We start from the raw sequence: 16,413 nt of genomic DNA, 5'->3' as shown, positions 1-16,413 counted from the left end.
CACCTCCCACGTCTGAGCCACCTCCCACACAAGAGCCGCGACCGCACTTCCCGAACAACGGAGTTCACGATGAAGGACAGCGTCACAGCCGCTCAGCAGACGCAACCCGCACAACGCAGCACCCGCGATCTGGCCAGGGCCGCCGTCTCCGGCTGGCTCGGCACGGCCATGGAGTTCATGGACTTCCAGCTCTACTCGCTGGCCGCCGCCATCGTCTTCGACAAGATCTTCTTCCCGGACGTCAGCCCGGCCATCGGACTGATCGCCGCGATGGCGACCTACGGCGTCGGATACGTCGCCCGGCTCGCCGGCGCGGTCTACTTCGGCCGGATGGGCGACCGGATCGGCCGCAAGAAGGTCCTGTACCTCACCATCCTGCTGATGGGCGCCTCCACCACCCTGATCGGCGCCCTGCCCACGTACGCCACCATCGGCATCCTCGCGCCTGTCCTGCTCGTCGTGCTGCGGCTGGTGCAGGGCTTCGGCGCCGGAGCCGAGATCGCGGGCGCGACCGTGCTGCTGGCCGAGTACGCCCCCGTCAGGCGGCGTGGCCTGATCTCCTCGCTGGTGTCGCTCGGCACCAACTCCGGGACGCTGGCCGCCTCCGGCCTGTGGGCGATCCTGCTCGCGGTGCTCAGCGAGGAGCAACTGCTGTCCTGGGGCTGGCGGTTGCCGTTCCTGCTGAGCTTCGCGCTGATGCTGTTCGCGGTCTGGCTGCGGCGCGGCCTCAAGGAGAGCCCGGTCTTCGAGGAGCGGCCCGATGTCGTCGACGGGGTGGCGCTCGCCAAGGACGAGGTGGAGACCGCGATCATGACGGCCGACGAGCGGGAGGGCGGCGTCCTGGCCGCCGGGATCCGGCAGCGCAAAGGCAAGGCGTTCTTCCTGGCGCTGGGGCTGCGCTTCGGTCAGGCGGGCAACTCCGGGCTGGTGCAGACGTTCCTCGTCGGATACATCGCGAGCAACCTGGCGGTGGGCCGGTCCGTCCCGACGGACGCGATCCTGTACGGCTCGCTGCTGGGATTCGCCACCGTGCCGGTGATCGGTCTGCTCGGCGACCGCTTCGGCCGCCGCGTCGTCTACCTCGTGCTCACCGCGCTGACCGTGGTCATCGCCTTCCCGGTGATGCTCCTCATCACCTCCGGCTCGACCCCGGGCGTGATGCTCGGCATGGTCCTCGGACTGAACGTCGGTGTCCTCGGCCTGTTCTCGCTGGAGAGCGTCACCATGGCCGAACTCTTCGGCTCCCGCACCCGGTTCACCCAGCTCGCCCTCGCCAAGGAGATCGGCGGCATCCTCGCCACCGCCATCGGCCCGGTCCTCGCGGCCACCCTCACGGCCGTCACCGGGAGCTGGTGGCCCATCGCGGCGATGCTCGTCGTCTACTCCCTCATCACCTTCGTCAGCGCGCTGCTCGCGCCCGAGACACGCGGACGGGATCTCGTCCGCCTGGAGGACGCCGTATGACCACACTCACGCGGCGAGGCCCCGCGCGGCCCGCGACCGGCCCGATGAAGGCGGTCGTCGTGCACGGCGCCGGCGACCTGCGCATCGACCGACGCGACCGGCCGGTGCCCGGACCCGGCGAGGTGCTGCTCGCCCTGGAGTGGGGCGGGATCTGCGGGTCCGACATCGCGTACTGGAAGAAGGGGGCGTCCGGGACGGCCTCGCTCGCCCATCCACTCGTGCTCGGACACGAGGTCGCGGGCCGGATCGCCGCGCTCGGCGACGGCGTCACCGGACTCCAGGAGGGGCAGGCGGTCACCGTCCACCCGGCCCGACTCGTCGGCGACGGCGTCCTTCCCGAACGCATCGCCGGCCGGACCAACCTCCACCCGTCCGTCCGCTACTTCGGCTCCGCGGCCTTCGAGCCGCACACCGACGGCGGGTTCAGCGAGTACCGGACGGTCCCCGCGCCCCAGATCCGGCCGCTCCCCGACGGGGTCGACACCCAACAGGGGGCCCTCGCCGAGCCGTTGGCCGTCGCCCTGCACGCCGTCGGCCGGGTGCCGCAGCTGCGCGGCCGTACGGTCCTGGTCAACGGCTGCGGGCCGATCGGCTCGCTGGTCGTCGCCGCCGCCCGGTACCGGGGAGCGGGCAGGATCGTCGCCGCCGACCTGGCGTCCTCGTCGCTCGCGGTCGCCCGCGCCATGGGCGCCGACGAGACACGTGACCTGTCCGGCGGCGACGGCCTGCCCGAGGAGGTGGACGTGGTCTTCGAGGCGTCCGGCGCCCCGGCCGCGCTCGGGCCGGTGCTGCGGGCCACGGCCCGCGGCGGCACCCTCGTCCAGGTCGGCAACCTGCCCGGTACGGCCGCCCAGGCCGTGCTCGGCGACCTGGTGACGCGGGAGATCACCTGGATCGGCTCGTACCGCTTCGTCGACGAGATCGACGACGCGCTGCGCGCCCTCGCGGACGGCCTGGACGTGACCCCGCTGATCACCCACCGCTTCCCCCTCGACCGGGCCGAGGAGGCGCTCACCGTCGCCGCGGACCCGGGCAGCGGGAGCAGCAAGGTCATGCTGCGGCTGACGGGCGAGGCGTGACGGCTGGGGAGCGGGGCCGGGGGGGGCGCCGCCGCCGAGTCCGCGGGTCCGCGCTACTGCGCCCGGCGGCTGAGGCACGACCTCCGTCACGCCGGACTGCCGAGCGGCCTGGTCGGCTCGGGGACCACTCCGCCGGCGCCCCCGCCCGGCCCCGTTCGGAGACTGCGGCCCCATGATGGAATGGAGTGGAGGGGAACAGGAACTCGGCGCCTCCTGCGCGAGCCTGAGGAGACCAGACCATGACCACTCATCCCGCTCAGCCGGTTCATCCCGTTCACCCCGCGGGTCAGAGCATCCGTACCACTCCCGAGGGCCTCCTGTGGGAGCCCAGCGAACGCTGGGTGCGCGGGCGCAAAGGCGATGTCACCGTCGTCGACAGCAGGCATCCGCTGCTGGTCTGGGAGCCGGGCGTTCCGGTGCCGCTGTACGCCTTCCCGCGCGAGGAGGTCCGCGAGGACCTGCTGCGCCCGGCCCGGCAGCCCCGCACGGGCAGCCACACCGGATCGCAGGTCTTCTACGACCTCGACGCCGGCGGAGAGGTGGTGCAGAACGCGGCCTGGACCTTCCCCGCCGACGACCTGGCGGGGTACATCGCCTTCGAGTGGTTCCGGCACCGGTACAGCGGCCTGGACCACTGGTACGAGGAGGAGGAAGAGATCTTCGTCCACCCCCGTGACCCGCACAAACGCGTCGACGCCCTCCCCAGCAGCCGCCACGTCCAGGTGGAGGTGGCCGGCATGCCCGTCGCGGACACCCGTCGGCCGGTGCTGCTGTTCGAGACCGGCCTGCCGACGCGGTACTACATCCCCCGTGAGGATGTCCGCCTCGACCTGTTCGAGCCCACCGACCACCACACGGCCTGCCCCTACAAGGGCACGGCCCGCTACTGGACGTGGAGCGGCGAGGGAGACATGCCGCGCGACATCCTCTGGAGTTACCCGGACCCGCTGCCCGCGGTGGCGGCCGTGAAAGACCTGCTCGCCTTCTACAACGAGGCCGTGGACATCACCGTGGACGGCGAAGGCCTGGAGCGCCCGGTCACGCCGTTCACCGCCACCCTCAGGGCCTGACCGGCTCTCGGACACCGCGCCCGGTCAGGAAAACGCCGGTCCTCGAAATGTTCGATCACCCGACGGTCCGCCCGTAGGCTCAACTTCGTTGGTGAGCGGCGATTTTGGTGGCGGCGGTGTCACCGCACGGGCCGGAGGACGGGAACATGACGCACGACGCCGAGCTGATCCGGCCGTTGGCTCAGCTGTTGAAGACCCACGCCGGGAGGTCGCCGTCCCGGGTGGCGTTCGCCGACGACCATCGCGCCGTCACCTACGCCGAGTTGGAGCGCCGCACCGGTCGACTGGCCGCCCATCTCGCCCGGACGGGCCTTCGGCGCGGCGACCGGGTCGCGATCTGCCTCGGCAACCTGGTGGAGATGGTCGAGAGCGTGCTCGCCACCGTCCGGGCGGGCGCGATCGGCGTGCCTCTCAACCCCCGCTCCTCCGACGTCGAACTCGCCCACTTCCTCGAGGACAGCGGCGCCTCGGTGCTTGTCACCGACACCGCGCACCTCGCCCGGCTGCACCGCCTGGGCCCCGAACACGGTCGTACCCGCGTCCTGCTCACCGGCGAGGGACCGATTCCCGGGGGCGCCCCCGACGGCACGGTCCTCTTCGAGAGGGTGGCCGGCGGGACCGTGGCCGACGCCGAGTCCCCCGAGCCGCCCCGGGACGACCTCGGGCTCGACGAGCCGGCCTGGATCCTCTACACCTCCGGCACCACGCACCGTCCCAAGGGCGTCCTGTCCACCCAGCGCGCCGCCCTGTGGTCCCCGGCGGCCTGCTACGCCCCGCTGTTCGGGCTCTCCGCCGAGGACCGGCTGCTCTGGCCGCTCCCCCTCTTCCACAGCTTCGGTCACTCCCTGGCCATCCTGGGCGTCACCGCCGTCGGTGCCGGAGCCAGGATCACCGGCGAACTCCTTCCGCCCGAAGGCCTGTTGCGTGAGCTGCGCGCACCTCACCCGGTCCTGGGCGGCCCCTACACGGTCCTTGCCGGGGTGCCCGCCACCTACCACCAACTGCTGGCGGCGGCCGGGGCGACCGAGTCCCCGCCGGGCCTGCGGACCTGTGTCGTCGCGGGCGCGCCGAGCACGCCGGAACTGCGCCGGGCCGTGGAGTTGTCGCTGGGCGCCCCGCTGCTCGACGCGTACGGCAGCACCGAGACCTGCGGGATGATCGCGGTGAACCGTCCGGGCGGGCCACTCGTCGACGGGTCCTGCGGATCCCCCGTCCCGGGGATGGAGGTGCGGATCGTCGACCCGGGCTCCGGCAACGAGGTCGCGGACGGTGCCGAGGGCGAGATCTGGGTGCGCGGGCCGAGCCTGATGACCGGGTACCACAACCGGCCCGAGGAAACGGAGGCCGCGCTGCGGGACGGCTTCTACCGCACCGGTGACCTCGGCCGGCGCGTCGCACACGGCCATCTCACCCTCACCGGCCGGGTCAGCGAACTGATCATCCGCGGCGGGGAGAACATCCACCCCGAGGAGGTCGAGCAGGCCCTGCTGCGCTGTCCCGGGGTACGGGACGCGGTGGTGGTCGGCGTACCGCACGTGGTCCTCGGCGAGGTGCCGGTGGCCTACGTCGTACCGGGACCCGACGGGATCGACCCGCGGCGGATCCTCGCGGCGTGCCGGTCCCTGTTGGCCGCGTACAAACTCCCCGTCGCGATACGGGAGATCGCGGCCGTGCCGCGTACGGCATCCGGCAAGATCGCCCGCCATGCCGTCGTACGGGAGACGGTCTCGGGCGACGCGGTCGTACGGGAAGCGGTCGTACGGGAAGTCGGCCCCGCCCCCACGGCGGCCGACGGGGCCCTGCGCCGACGGCTGCTGGCGCTGCCGCCGGAGGGCCGCGAACGCGCGCTGCGCGAGGCGGTGCTCGTCGAGACGGCCGCGGTCTGCGGCGACGGACCGCACGAACCGCTCGCCGCCGAACAGGCCTTCGCCGATCTCGGTCTGACCTCGGCGGGCGCCGTCACCCTGGTCGACCGGCTCGGCGTGGCGACCGGTCTGCGGCTCCCCTCGACGCTGGTCTTCGACCACCCCACACCGGCCGCCCTGGCCCGGCATGTGCACGGCATACTCTTCACCCCGGCAGCCGTGGCGGGGGCCTCGGCCGCTGACCCCGTCACGGACATGACGGCGGCCGATCCGGTGGTGATCGTCGCGATGGGCTGCCGGTATCCGGGTGATGTCGACTCCCCCGAGGACCTGTGGCGGCTGGTGTCGGAGGGCCGGGACGCCACCTCGGACTTCCCCACCGACCGGGGCTGGGACCTGGCCGCCCTCCACGACCCCGACCCGGACCGCGTCGGGACCTCGTACACCCGCCGCGGCGGGTTCCTGCACCGGGCCGCGGAGTTCGACGCGGGCCTGTTCGGGATCGCGCCGCGGGAGGCGCAGGCGATGGATCCGCAGCAGCGGCTGCTGCTGGAGACGTCGTGGGAGGTGTGGGAGCGGGCCGGCATCGACCCGGCCGGGCTGCGCGAGAGCGACACCGGCGTGTTCGTCGGCGTGATGCACGGCGACTACGCCGCCCGCTTCGGACAGCACGAACTGGAGGCCCACCTCGCCCTGGGCTCGGCGGGCAGCGTGGCCTCCGGCCGGATCTCCTACGTGTACGGCCTGCGCGGGCCCTCGATCACGATCGACACCGCCTGCTCCTCCTCGCTGGTGGCGCTGCACTGGGCGGCGCGGGCACTGCGCTCGGGCGAGTGCTCCCTGGCCCTGGCGGGCGGGGTCACGGTGATGGCGACGCCCAAGCCGTTCACCGCGTTCAGCCGCCAGCGGGGCCTGGCGCCCGACGGGCGCTGCAAGTCGTTCTCGGCGTCCGCGGACGGCACCGCCTGGGGCGAGGGCGCGGGTCTGGTGCTGCTGGAGCGGCTGTCCGACGCCCGACGGCACGGTCACCCGGTGCTGGCCGTGCTGCGCGGCTCGGCCGTCAACTCCGACGGTGCCTCCAACGGGCTGACGGCCCCCAACGGACAGGCCCAGCAGCGGCTGATCGAAACGGCGTTGGCGGAGGCCGGGCTGCGTCCGCAGGACGTGGACGCGGTGGAGGCGCACGGTACGGGCACCACACTCGGCGACCCCGTCGAGGCGCGCGCCCTGCTCGCCACGTACGGCCAGGGTCGCGGTGCGGACCGGCCGCCGCTGCGACTGGGCTCGGTGAAGTCCAACCTGGGGCACACCCAGGCGGCAGCCGGGGTCGCCGGGGTCATCAAGATGGTGCAGGCCATGCGACACGGGGAGCTCCCCCGGACCCTGCACGCCGGCACACCCACCCCGCACGTCGACTGGTCCGCCGGCCGCGTGGAGCTGCTGACCGAGGCCCTGCCGTGGCCGGCGACACCGGCCGGGCCCCGCCGGGCCGGTGTGTCGGCCTTCGGCATCGGCGGGACGAACGCGCACGTGATCCTGGAGGAGCCCCCGCAGCCGGCCGGTACCGGGCCCGAAGTCCCGGCGCCGCCGATGCCCTGGCTGCTCTCCGGCGCCGACGACAGCGCCCTGCGCGCCCAGGCGGCCCGACTGGCGGACCACCTCGCGCACCGCCCCGACCTGTCGGCGACCGACGTCGGTTTCTCCCTGGCCGTGTCGAGGCCGGCTCTGGCCCACCGGGCGATGGTGCCGGCCGGCGACCGGGCGCGGATGCTGGCCACGCTGACGACACTCGCCGAGGGCGGGACCGGCGTCGACTCGATCCGGGCCGTCGCGGATCCGGGCATCCGCACGGCCTTCCTGTTCACCGGCCAGGGAGCCCAACGCTCCGGTATGGGCGGTGAGTTGCGCGTGGCTTTCCCCGTCTTCGCCGCCGCGTTCGACGAGGTCTGCCGGGAGCTGGACGCCCGTCTCGAACGGCCGCTGGGTGTCGTGCTGTCCGCCGATCCGGGATCGTGGGAAGCCGCGCTGCTCGACCGCACGGACTTCACCCAGGCCGGACTCTTCGCCTTCGAGGTGGCGCTGTTCCGGCTGCTGGAGACCTGGGGCGTACGGGCCGACTTCCTGGCCGGCCATTCCGTGGGGGAGCTGGCGGCGGCCCATGTCGCCGGTGTCCTGGACCTTCCCGACGCGGCGGCACTCGTCGCGGCCCGCGGCCGGCTGATGCAGGCCCTGCCCCAGGGCGGGGCGATGGTGGCGCTGCACGCGACGGAGGACGAGGTCCTCGACGCCCTGGCCGACCGCGGTGACCGGGTGGCGATCGCCTCCGTCAACGGGCCGCGCTCGGTGGTGGTTTCCGGCGAGCGGGACGCGGTGCTGGCTCTCGCGGCGGGGTTCGAGGCGCGCGGCCGCCGGACCGTACGTCTGCGGGTGGGCCACGCCTTCCACTCGCCACTGGTGGAGCCGATGCTCGACGACTTCCGCCGGGTCGCCGAAGGGCTCGCCTTCCGGCCGCCGCGGATCCCGGTCGTCTCGACCGTGACGGGCCGCCCGGCCGAGGCCGAGGAGCTGTGTTCCCCGGAGTACTGGGTCCGGCACGCCCGGCTGCCGGTACGGTTCGCCGACGCCGTGCGCCGGCTGCGGGACAACGGGGTCGGGGCGTTCCTGGAAATAGGCCCCGGTGCCACACTCACGGCGGCCGCCGAGGACTGTCTGACCGGTGCGGACGGCGACGGCCCTCTGTGCGCCGCCACGGTTCGCGGCGGCGAACCCGAGCCGGACTCCCTCCTGTCCGCCGTGGCCCGGCTCCAGGTGCGCGGGGGCCGTACCGACTGGCCCGCCGTGTTCGCCGGGAGCGGGGCACGGCGGGTGGACCTGCCGACCTATGCCTTCCAGCGGCGCCGGTACTGGCTGGAGGCACCGCGCACCCCGGCCGCGACGGCCGCCGCCCACGGGCATCCCCTGCTGGGTCCGGCGTTCGCGGTGCCGGACACCGACCGGACGGTGTTCTCCGCCCTGCTCTCCACGACGACCCACCCGTGGCTCGCCGACCACGTGATCGCCGGGTCCCTCCTGGTGCCCGCGACGGTTTTCGTGGAGTTGGCCGTGCGCGCGGGCGGGGAGGCCGGGGGCGGCGCGCTCGACGAACTGGTGATCCTGACACCGCTCACCCTGTCCGGGGACGGTGCGGTCCGGCTCCAGGTAGTGGTGGGCCCTGCGAACGGCTCCGGCAAACGCCCGGTCGACCTCTACTCCCGCCCCGACGAGCCCGCCACGAACGGGCCCGAGCCCACCCCGGACGGGCCCGAGCCCGCCTGGACCCGGCACGCCACCGGGCTCGTCGGGACCCTGGACAGCTCACCCGCGGACCCGGAACAGGTGGTGTGGCCCCCACAGGACTCGACCGAGGTGGACCTCACCGACGCCTACGACCGCCTTGCGGACGGCGGCCTCGCCTACGGGCCGGCCTTCCGGGGCGTACGGGCCGCATGGCGGCGCGGCGACGAACTGTTCGCGGACGTACGGCTGCCCGAGCCCGAGTCGACGGTGGCGGACCGGTTCGGGATCCATCCGGCGCTGCTGGACGCGGCACTGCACGCGCCCCTGCTCACCGGGGCCGGATCCGGCCCGATCCGCGTGCCGTTCGCGTGGAACGGTGTACGTCTGTACGCGGCAGGGGTGCCGGAGGTACGGGTACGGGTCTCCCCGGCCGGGGCCGACACGGTCTCGGTGACCCTCACCGACCCGAAGGGCCGGCCGGTGGCACGGGTGGCGTCCCTGACCACCCGCGAACTGCCGCGCACAGCAGGGCCCGACGGGGGGCGGCACGCTCTGCTGCGCCCCCACTGGACAGCCGTGGCCCTGCCCGACGACGGGCAGGCCGAGGGCGGCGGACACTGGTCGCTCGTGGGCCCGGACCAACTGGGCCTGGCCGGGTTTCTCCCCGGCCTGGTCGCGAGCACGGTGTCCGCACCGGACACCGTCGTCGTCACGGCCATCGGCCTTTCCGGGGACGCCGACCCACTGTCCGACGTACGCCTGCTGACGGGCAGGGTGCTGCGCGCGGTGCAGGACTGGCAGGACGACCCGCGGACGGCGGGGGCGCGCCTGGTCGTGGTGACGCGCGACGCGACCGCGCCGGAGCCCGATCTCGCCGGTGCCGCAGTGTGGGGGCTGGTGCGGACGGCCCAGTCGGAGCTGCCCGGGCGGGTCGTCCTCGTCGACGTGGACGGGCGGTCCGAGTCCCTGCGGCTGCTGCCCGCGGCGGTGGCCACCGGTGAGCCTCAACTGGCGATCAGCGCCGGACAGTTGACCGTCCCCCGGTTGGTCCCGGCACCTCAGGAGGCACCTCGGCGACGCCAGGACGGCGACCCCCGCGCCTTCGGCCCGGACGGCACGGTGCTGATCACCGGCGGTACCGGTGCGCTGGGTGCGGAACTGGCCCGCCATCTGGTCACCTCGCACGGCGTACGACACCTGCTGCTCACCGGAAGGAAGGGGCCCCAGGCTCCCGGTGCGGAGGAACTGCGCGGTTCCCTCGAGGAGTTGGGCGCCGAGGTGCGGATCGTGGCCTGCGACGCGGCCGACCGTGCCGCGCTCGCCGAGGTGGTCAAGGGCTGTGCGCCCGCGCTGACCGGTGTGGTGCACGCGGCCGGCGTGCTGGACGACGGCGTACTGGCCGCGCTGACCCCTGAGCGGATGGCCGCCGTGCTCCGGCCGAAGGCGGACGCGGCCTGGCATCTGCACGAGCTGACCCGGGACCTCGGCCTGTCGGCGTTCGTCCTGTTCTCGTCGGTGTCCGGGTTGCTGGGGCGCGCCGGCCAGGCCAACTACGCGGCGGCGAACTCCTTCCTGGACGCCCTGGCCCGGCACCGCACCGCACGGGGACTGCCGGCGGTCTCCCTGGCGTGGGGCCCGTGGGAGGCGGGCGGTGGGATGGCCGCCGGGCACCTCCGTGCGGAGAGGTCCGGTGACGTGCTCCGTGCGCTCTCCGTGGAGCAGGGTCTGGCCCTGTTCGACGCGGCGCTCCAGGCGGACCAGCCCGTGCTGGCTCCCCTCCTGCTGGACCGGGCCGTCCTCCGTTCCGCCCCGGGCCCCCTGCCGCCCTTGCTGCGCCGACTGGTGAGCCGGCGCGGCCCCGCCGCCCGAACGGGGACCCCCGATACCGCGACGACCTCCGCGTCCGGCGACGGGCAGCCGTGGGAGCCGGGGGCCTGGCGGAAGGTGCTGGCCGCACTGCCGGCCGGGCAACGCGAAGGCAGACTCGCGGAGTTGATGCGCGGTGACGTGGCGGCGGTGCTCGGATATCCGGACGCCGGGGCGCTGCCGGCCGGCAAGTCCTTCGTCGAGCTGGGTTTCGACTCCCTGATGGCGGTCCAGGTCCGCAACCGGCTGAGCATGGCCCTGCGGCTCCGGCTGCCCGCCGCCGTGGTGTTCGAGCACCCGACGGCACCGCAACTGGCCCGGCACGTCCTCGGCCTGCTCGACGACCTGCCGGTGACCGCCGAGGAGCAGGACCCGGCGGACAGCCGGCCCGCGCCGACCCTGTCCTCGCTCTACCGCCGTCTGTGCGAGATCGGCCAGGTGGTCCCCGCGATGCGCATGCTGGTCTCGGCGTCCCCCGCGGTGCCGACCTTCGACCTGGCCGGCAGCCGGGAGCACGCTCTCCCGCCGCTGCGGCGGGCCGAGGGCTCGGGCGAGGGCCCGGTGGTCGTGTTCTTCACCGCGTACCACCCGCCCTTCGCCGCCCCGAGCGGGGAGTTCGCCCGCTTCCACGACTGCTTCCGGGGTGAGTGGGACGTCCTCGAGTTCCCGCACCCCGGCTTCGGCACGGACGACGCCGTACCGGCCGACCGGGACACACTCGCCCGGACCCATGCCGAGACGGTGCTGCGGCAGGTCGGCGACCGGCCCTTCGTGATCGTCGGCGCCTCCACCGGAGGTGTCGTCGCCCACGCCGTCACCCGGCGCCTCGAAGCCGTGGGAGCCGCTCCCGCCGGGCAGGTGCTGCTCGACACGTATCTCATCGACGACGGCAACAAGGACAAGGACTGGCTGCTGTCCCTGCCGGCCGTCATCGCGCCCCGCCTGGGCGGGGACCAGTTCGCCGGGGACGAGGACGCCGGTGTGGCGGCGCTGGGCGCGTACACACGCATGTTCCTCGACTGGCACCCGGAACCCGTCGACACCCCCACCCTGCTGGTACGGGCCGCACAGCCGACTCCCGAGATGGCGGCCGGAGCGGGCCCGGACGAGTGGCGTACCTCCTGGCCGCTGCCGCACGCGCGCGTCGAGGTCCCCGGCGACCACTTCTCGTTCCTTCAGGAACACGCCCCTACCACGGCCCGGGCCGTCCGCGCCTGGGTCGCCTCCCTCAGTCACCCGGACGCGCCCTCGGCGCCGACCGCGGAAGGAGCACCATGAACCCCCTCGGTGAGCAGACGCCGGTCGAGGAGTGCGACGTGGTCGTCGTGGGCGGTGGCCCGGCGGGCGCCACCGCCGCCGCGGCCGTCGCGATGCGCGGCCACCGCGTGCTCCTGCTGGAGCAGCAGACCTTCCCGCGCTATCAGATCGGCGAGTCGCTGCTGCCCAGCACCGTGCACGGCGTGTGCCGCATCCTGGGCGTCGAGGACGAGGTCGCCCGGGCGGGCTTCAGACTGAAGCGCGGCGGCACCTTCCGGTGGGGCCGCAACCGCGACCCGTGGCAGTTCTCCTTCGCCCTGTCGCCCCGGCTGGCCGACCCGACCTCGTTCGCCTACCAGGTCGAGCGCTCCCGGTTCGACGCGATCCTCCTGGACAACGCCCGCCGGGTCGGCGTGGACGTGCGCGAGGGCTGCCGTGTGACCGGCGTGCTCGCCGACGGGGAACGCGTCCGGGGCGTGGGCTGGACCGGCCCCGGCGGCGAACTGAGCGAGGCCCGGGCCCGGTACGTCGTGGACGCCTCGGGCAACGGCAGCAGGATCCACGGCGAGGTCGGCGGCGGGCGGACGTACTCCGACTTCTTCCGGAACATCGCGGTGTTCGGCTACTTCGCCGGGGGCGCGCGGCTGCCGGAGCCGAACGACGGCAACATCTTCTGCGCCGCCTTCGACGAGGGCTGGATCTGGTACATCCCGCTGCGGGACGACCTCACGAGCGTGGGTGCGGTGGTGAGCCGGGAGACCGCCGCCGAGATCCAGCGGGACCCCGTGGCGGCCTGGCGGCGGCTGATCGGCTCGTGCCCCGAGATCCGCGACCTCCTGCACGGGGTGCCGCAGTCCACCGAACCGCCGTACGACCGGGTGCGGGTGCGCAGGGACTGGTCGTACTGGAAGTCCCGGCTGTGGCGGCCCGGCATGGTGCTGGTCGGAGACGCGGCCTGCTTCGTCGACCCGGTGCTGTCCTCCGGGGTGCACCTCGCCACGTACGGCGCCCTGCTCGCGGCCCGGTCCCTCAACAGCGGCCTCGCCGGAACCCTCGCCGAGGACCGGCTGTTCGACGAGTTCCAGGCCCGCTACCGGCACGAGTACAGCCTCTTCTACGAGTTCCTGGTCTCCTTCTACGACATGCACCAGGACGAGCGGTCGTACTTCTGGAAGGCCCGCAAGGTCACCAACGTCGGCGCGACCGAACTCGAGGCGTTCGTGGACCTGGTGGGCGGCCTGGCCTCCGGCGACGCGTCGCTCGCCGGCGCCGAGGACGCGGGTACCCGGCTCGCTTCGGCCTCCTCGGCACTCGACGAGGCCGTGGGGCGGCTCCCCGGCTCCGACGGTCTGCGCAACCCGCTCTTCGAGACCGCCAGCGTCCGGCAGGTGTTCCAGGAAGGGGCCGTCCTCCAGGAACGCGGCGTGTTCGGGGGCCCGTTGGAGAACGAGACACCGCTGCGCCCCGGCGGCCTCGTGGCCTCGGAGGACGGATTGCTGTGGAGGGAACCCGGCCGCTGAGCTATGCTCTGCGGCGATGACGACTCACTCTGTTGGCAGAATGGGGGTCCCGTCCGCGCAAGGTGAGTGCTGATGCTCACTGACACCGCATATGGGGATTTCCGCCTTTCCTTCTGGTCGCGCGTGCGCGAGTTCGCCGTGCCACCTTCAATGATCGAGACTGCGACCGCCCGGCGTTCCGTCGGGGACTGGGCGGGAGCGTGTGCCGCCGCAGGCATCGACGTCGATCTCGACCTACGATCCGTCGCGCTGACACACGGCCGGGAGTTCGCGGCCCGAATCCGCGCAGATCTCCGGCACTTGGCGCCCGACCTGCTGCGCTGGCACCTGCCGAGGATCGCTCCCGACGGACTGCTGCGCCCGGGGCTGACGCTGGCGCTGGCCCGGTACGGGGCAGCGGGGCGCGACGGTCCGGTGCACCTCGTCGTGCGGACCCCGCCGGCCTGGGCCGACGCCGGTCAGCGGTTCAGCCTCGCGCTGTGGGGCGGCTCCCGCGCCGAGGCCGGCGACCGCCGGCATCCGCATCCCCGGCCCAGCCGGCGGTTCCGTCTCGACCTGCACCGCCACCTCTGGGACGCCCGCAGGACCGACGAGCTGCGGACCCGGTCCGGCGCGGACCGGCCGCCCGACGCCTCTCCCCTGACGGACCCCGATCTGTTGGCGAGGGTTCCACAGGGGCACGGGCGCCGCTGTGCCGTCGGCCGATGGGCGGCCGAGGCGGAGCTCCTGCTCCACGCCGAGGGGCGGCCCACCGGCCCCGTCGCCGTGCGGCTCGGTGCCCGGCAGCGCCTGGTCCTGGACCTGGTCACGGACGACAAGGGCCTGGGACCGCCCACGGTACGGATCGCGGCGTCCCCGGAGGGCGATGCCTCCGCGCTGCCGGTCCTGCCCGATGCGGCGACCTGGGTGCCGCCCGATCTGGAGCTGCTGCGCGCCGGTGCGATCGAGGCCGAGCGGCTGCACCCGCTGGTCGCGTCGGCACTCGTACCGGACCGCTCACCGGCCGGCCCGGCCAGGCTTCCGGACCGGGCCGGACAGCCGCGGCTCGTGGAGTGTCGGGGAGCGCGGCACCGGATCGGGCTGGTCGACGGGGTGCTGGCCGCACTGGACCACGACCCGGCCGAACTCCGGCGCGAGGAACTGCTGGTGGCCCTGACCGGCACGCCGCTCCCCTGTCTCCAGGCGATCGACGACGCACACCGTCATCCGGAGTGCCTCACCGACGTCCGCGAACGCCTCGCCCACGGCGACATCGCCGGCGCGCTGGCCGTCGTCGAGGGGCTGCTGGGCCCCGACGCGGTGCTGCGCGACGGGGCGCTGCGGGACGAGCTGGAAGCGGCCGCACGGCGCCGGATCACCTACGGCCTGTTCAGGGCGGGCATGATCGGGCCCGGCCCCGGCCACATCGGCCTGTACGAGGAGCGCCGCCGTCCGAGTACCGGCCGCACGCGGACGCGGTACGGCACACTCCGCTGAGATCCGGGAGCCTCTGTTTCCGGCCGACGTTGCTTCCGACCGGCCCGGAAGCTCCGGTTTCCGGACCACGTCCCTCTCCACCGACCTGGAAGCTCCGGTTTCCGGACCACGTCTCTTTCGTCTGGCCCGGGAGTTCCTGCTCGCGGCCCACATCGTCTTTCACCGGCCCGGGGCCTCGTGTCCCGTGCACCACCGCACTTCTCACCCACCCCGGGCGCTCCGGCCCCACTCACTCGGCTCACCCCCGAACCCAAAGGTGCTCACACATGCCCACACGCACCCCGTCCATCGCTCTCACCACCCCCACCCCCGCCGACCCGGCCCCCGCGTCCCAACTAGACCTGGCCGGCGAGTTGTTGGCCCTGTTGCGAGACTCGGCCACCGAACCGCGCCCCGACATCCAGCTGGAGGCGCTGACGCTGGCCGTGGCCGCCGATCTGCCCGTGCTGCTGTGGGGTGAGCCGGGGATCGGCAAGACCGCGGCGCTCACCCAGCTCGCCGCGGCCCTGGACCTTCCGCTGACCACGGTGATCGCCAGCGTGCACGAGCCGTCCGACTTCTCGGGGCTGCCCGTCGTAGGAGACGATCCCGCGCACCAGGGTGTCCCGATGGCCCCGCCGGACTGGGCCGTGCGGCTGGTGCGGGCCGGGCGGGGACTGCTGTTCCTGGACGAGCTGTCCACCGCGCCGCCCGCCGTGCAGGCGGCGCTGCTGCGCCTGGTGCTGGAGCGGCGGATCGGTTCCCTCCAACTGCCGCCCGGCGTGCGCATCGTGGCCGCCGCCAACCCGCGGTCCTCGGCGGCCGACGGCTGGGAGCTGAGTCCGCCCCTGGCCAACCGGTTCGTGCATCTGCAGTGGACCCACGACCACGAGGTCGTCGTACGCGGCCTCGGCGGTACCTGGCCCCGGGCCACCCTGCCCCGGCTCGACCCGGCGAGGCTGCCTCAGGCCGTGGACTTCGCCCGCCGTGCGGTGTGCGGGCTCCTTGCGGCGCGCCCCGGGCTCGTGCACCGGCTGCCCAGCAACGAGACGCGCCGCGGCGGTCCCTGGCCCTCACCCCGCAGCTGGGAGATGACGCTGTCCCTGATCGCCTTCGCGACTGCGGCCGGCTCCTCCCGGGAGGTGCTGTCCCTGCTGGTCCGGGGCACGGTCGGGGACGGTCCGGGGCTGGAACTGCTGGCGAGCCTGGACCGGCTGGACCTCCCGGACCCGGAGGTGCTGCTCGCCGACCCGGCCGCCGCCGATCTGCCCGAGCGGGGGGATCTGCGCCAGGCCGTGCTCGACGGGGTGGTGGCGGCGGTGCGCAAACGGCCGGAGCGGACCCGCTGGGACGCGGCATGGGCGCTCCTCGTCCGGGCACTGGAAACCGGCGCCCCCGACCTGGTGGTCGTCCCGGCGACCACCCTCGCCACGCTGCGCCGCGAGGACTGGGACGTACCGGAATCGATCGAGCGACTCGCCGGGGTGGTCTCCCTGTCCCGGCACGCGGACCAGGCGGCCGCCAGGGCCGAGGCCGCGGCGAAGGGCCGCCGATGACAACA

At 73.9% G+C, this 16,413-nt stretch carries 7 protein-coding genes; all 7 read left to right on the top strand.

The window, feature by feature from the left end; genetic code table 11:
* Window positions 1–69: 69 nt before the first annotated feature.
* The 7 genes from ACIBK3_RS19985 (at window position 70) to ACIBK3_RS19955 (ending at window position 16,408) form a co-directional block, all read left to right on the top strand.
* On the top strand, window positions 70–1,464 hold the full coding sequence (locus ACIBK3_RS19985; RefSeq protein WP_399367072.1) for an MFS transporter: 1,395 nt from the start codon (window positions 70–72) through the stop codon (window positions 1,462–1,464).
* Window positions 1,461–2,543 (top strand): L-idonate 5-dehydrogenase, encoded by a 1,083-nt coding sequence (locus ACIBK3_RS19980; RefSeq protein WP_399367069.1) that lies wholly within the window; start codon window positions 1,461–1,463, stop codon window positions 2,541–2,543. Before ACIBK3_RS19985 ends, ACIBK3_RS19980 begins: the two co-directional genes overlap by 4 nt.
* Window positions 2,544–2,782: 239 nt before the next feature.
* Entirely contained in the window at window positions 2,783–3,613 is an 831-nt protein-coding gene (locus tag ACIBK3_RS19975; RefSeq protein ID WP_399367067.1) for a DUF427 domain-containing protein, read from the top strand.
* Between the two features lie 146 nt (window positions 3,614–3,759).
* Entirely contained in the window at window positions 3,760–11,898 is an 8,139-nt protein-coding gene (locus ACIBK3_RS19970; RefSeq protein ID WP_399367065.1) for an SDR family NAD(P)-dependent oxidoreductase, read from the top strand.
* Entirely contained in the window at window positions 11,895–13,397 is a 1,503-nt protein-coding gene (locus ACIBK3_RS19965) for a tryptophan 7-halogenase (RefSeq protein WP_399367063.1), read from the top strand. Before ACIBK3_RS19970 ends, ACIBK3_RS19965 begins: the two co-directional genes overlap by 4 nt.
* 72 nt (window positions 13,398–13,469) lie before the next feature.
* A complete protein-coding gene (locus tag ACIBK3_RS19960; protein ID WP_399367061.1) occupies window positions 13,470–14,873 on the top strand; it encodes a hypothetical protein in 1,404 nt (467 codons plus the stop codon).
* 266 nt (window positions 14,874–15,139) lie between these two features.
* Window positions 15,140–16,408 carry an AAA family ATPase gene (locus ACIBK3_RS19955; protein ID WP_399367059.1) on the top strand — a complete coding sequence of 423 codons (1,269 nt, stop codon included), beginning with the start codon at window positions 15,140–15,142 and terminating at the stop codon, window positions 16,406–16,408.
* Window positions 16,409–16,413 lie beyond the last annotated feature (5 nt).

Source organism: Streptomyces sp. NPDC050287, assembly GCF_044459385.1.
GTDB lineage: Bacteria > Actinomycetota > Actinomycetes > Streptomycetales > Streptomycetaceae > Streptomyces.
The sequence above is the reverse complement of the archived record's forward strand: the minus strand, read 5'-3'. Positions and strand labels throughout refer to the sequence as shown.

Bases quoted from the DNA above. Each gene is read 5' to 3' on its own strand.
- ACIBK3_RS19985 (WP_399367072.1), top strand. From the start codon at position 70: ATGAAGGACAGCGTCACAGCCGCTCAGCAGACGCAACCCGCACAACGC.
- ACIBK3_RS19965 (WP_399367063.1), top strand. From the start codon at position 11,895: ATGAACCCCCTCGGTGAGCAGACGCCGGTCGAGGAGTGCGACGTGGTC.
- ACIBK3_RS19970 (WP_399367065.1), top strand. From the start codon at position 3,760: ATGACGCACGACGCCGAGCTGATCCGGCCGTTGGCTCAGCTGTTGAAG.
- ACIBK3_RS19955 (WP_399367059.1), top strand. From the start codon at position 15,140: ATGCCCACACGCACCCCGTCCATCGCTCTCACCACCCCCACCCCCGCC.
- ACIBK3_RS19975 (WP_399367067.1), top strand. From the start codon at position 2,783: ATGACCACTCATCCCGCTCAGCCGGTTCATCCCGTTCACCCCGCGGGT.
- ACIBK3_RS19960 (WP_399367061.1), top strand. From the start codon at position 13,470: ATGCTCACTGACACCGCATATGGGGATTTCCGCCTTTCCTTCTGGTCG.
- ACIBK3_RS19980 (WP_399367069.1), top strand. From the start codon at position 1,461: ATGACCACACTCACGCGGCGAGGCCCCGCGCGGCCCGCGACCGGCCCG.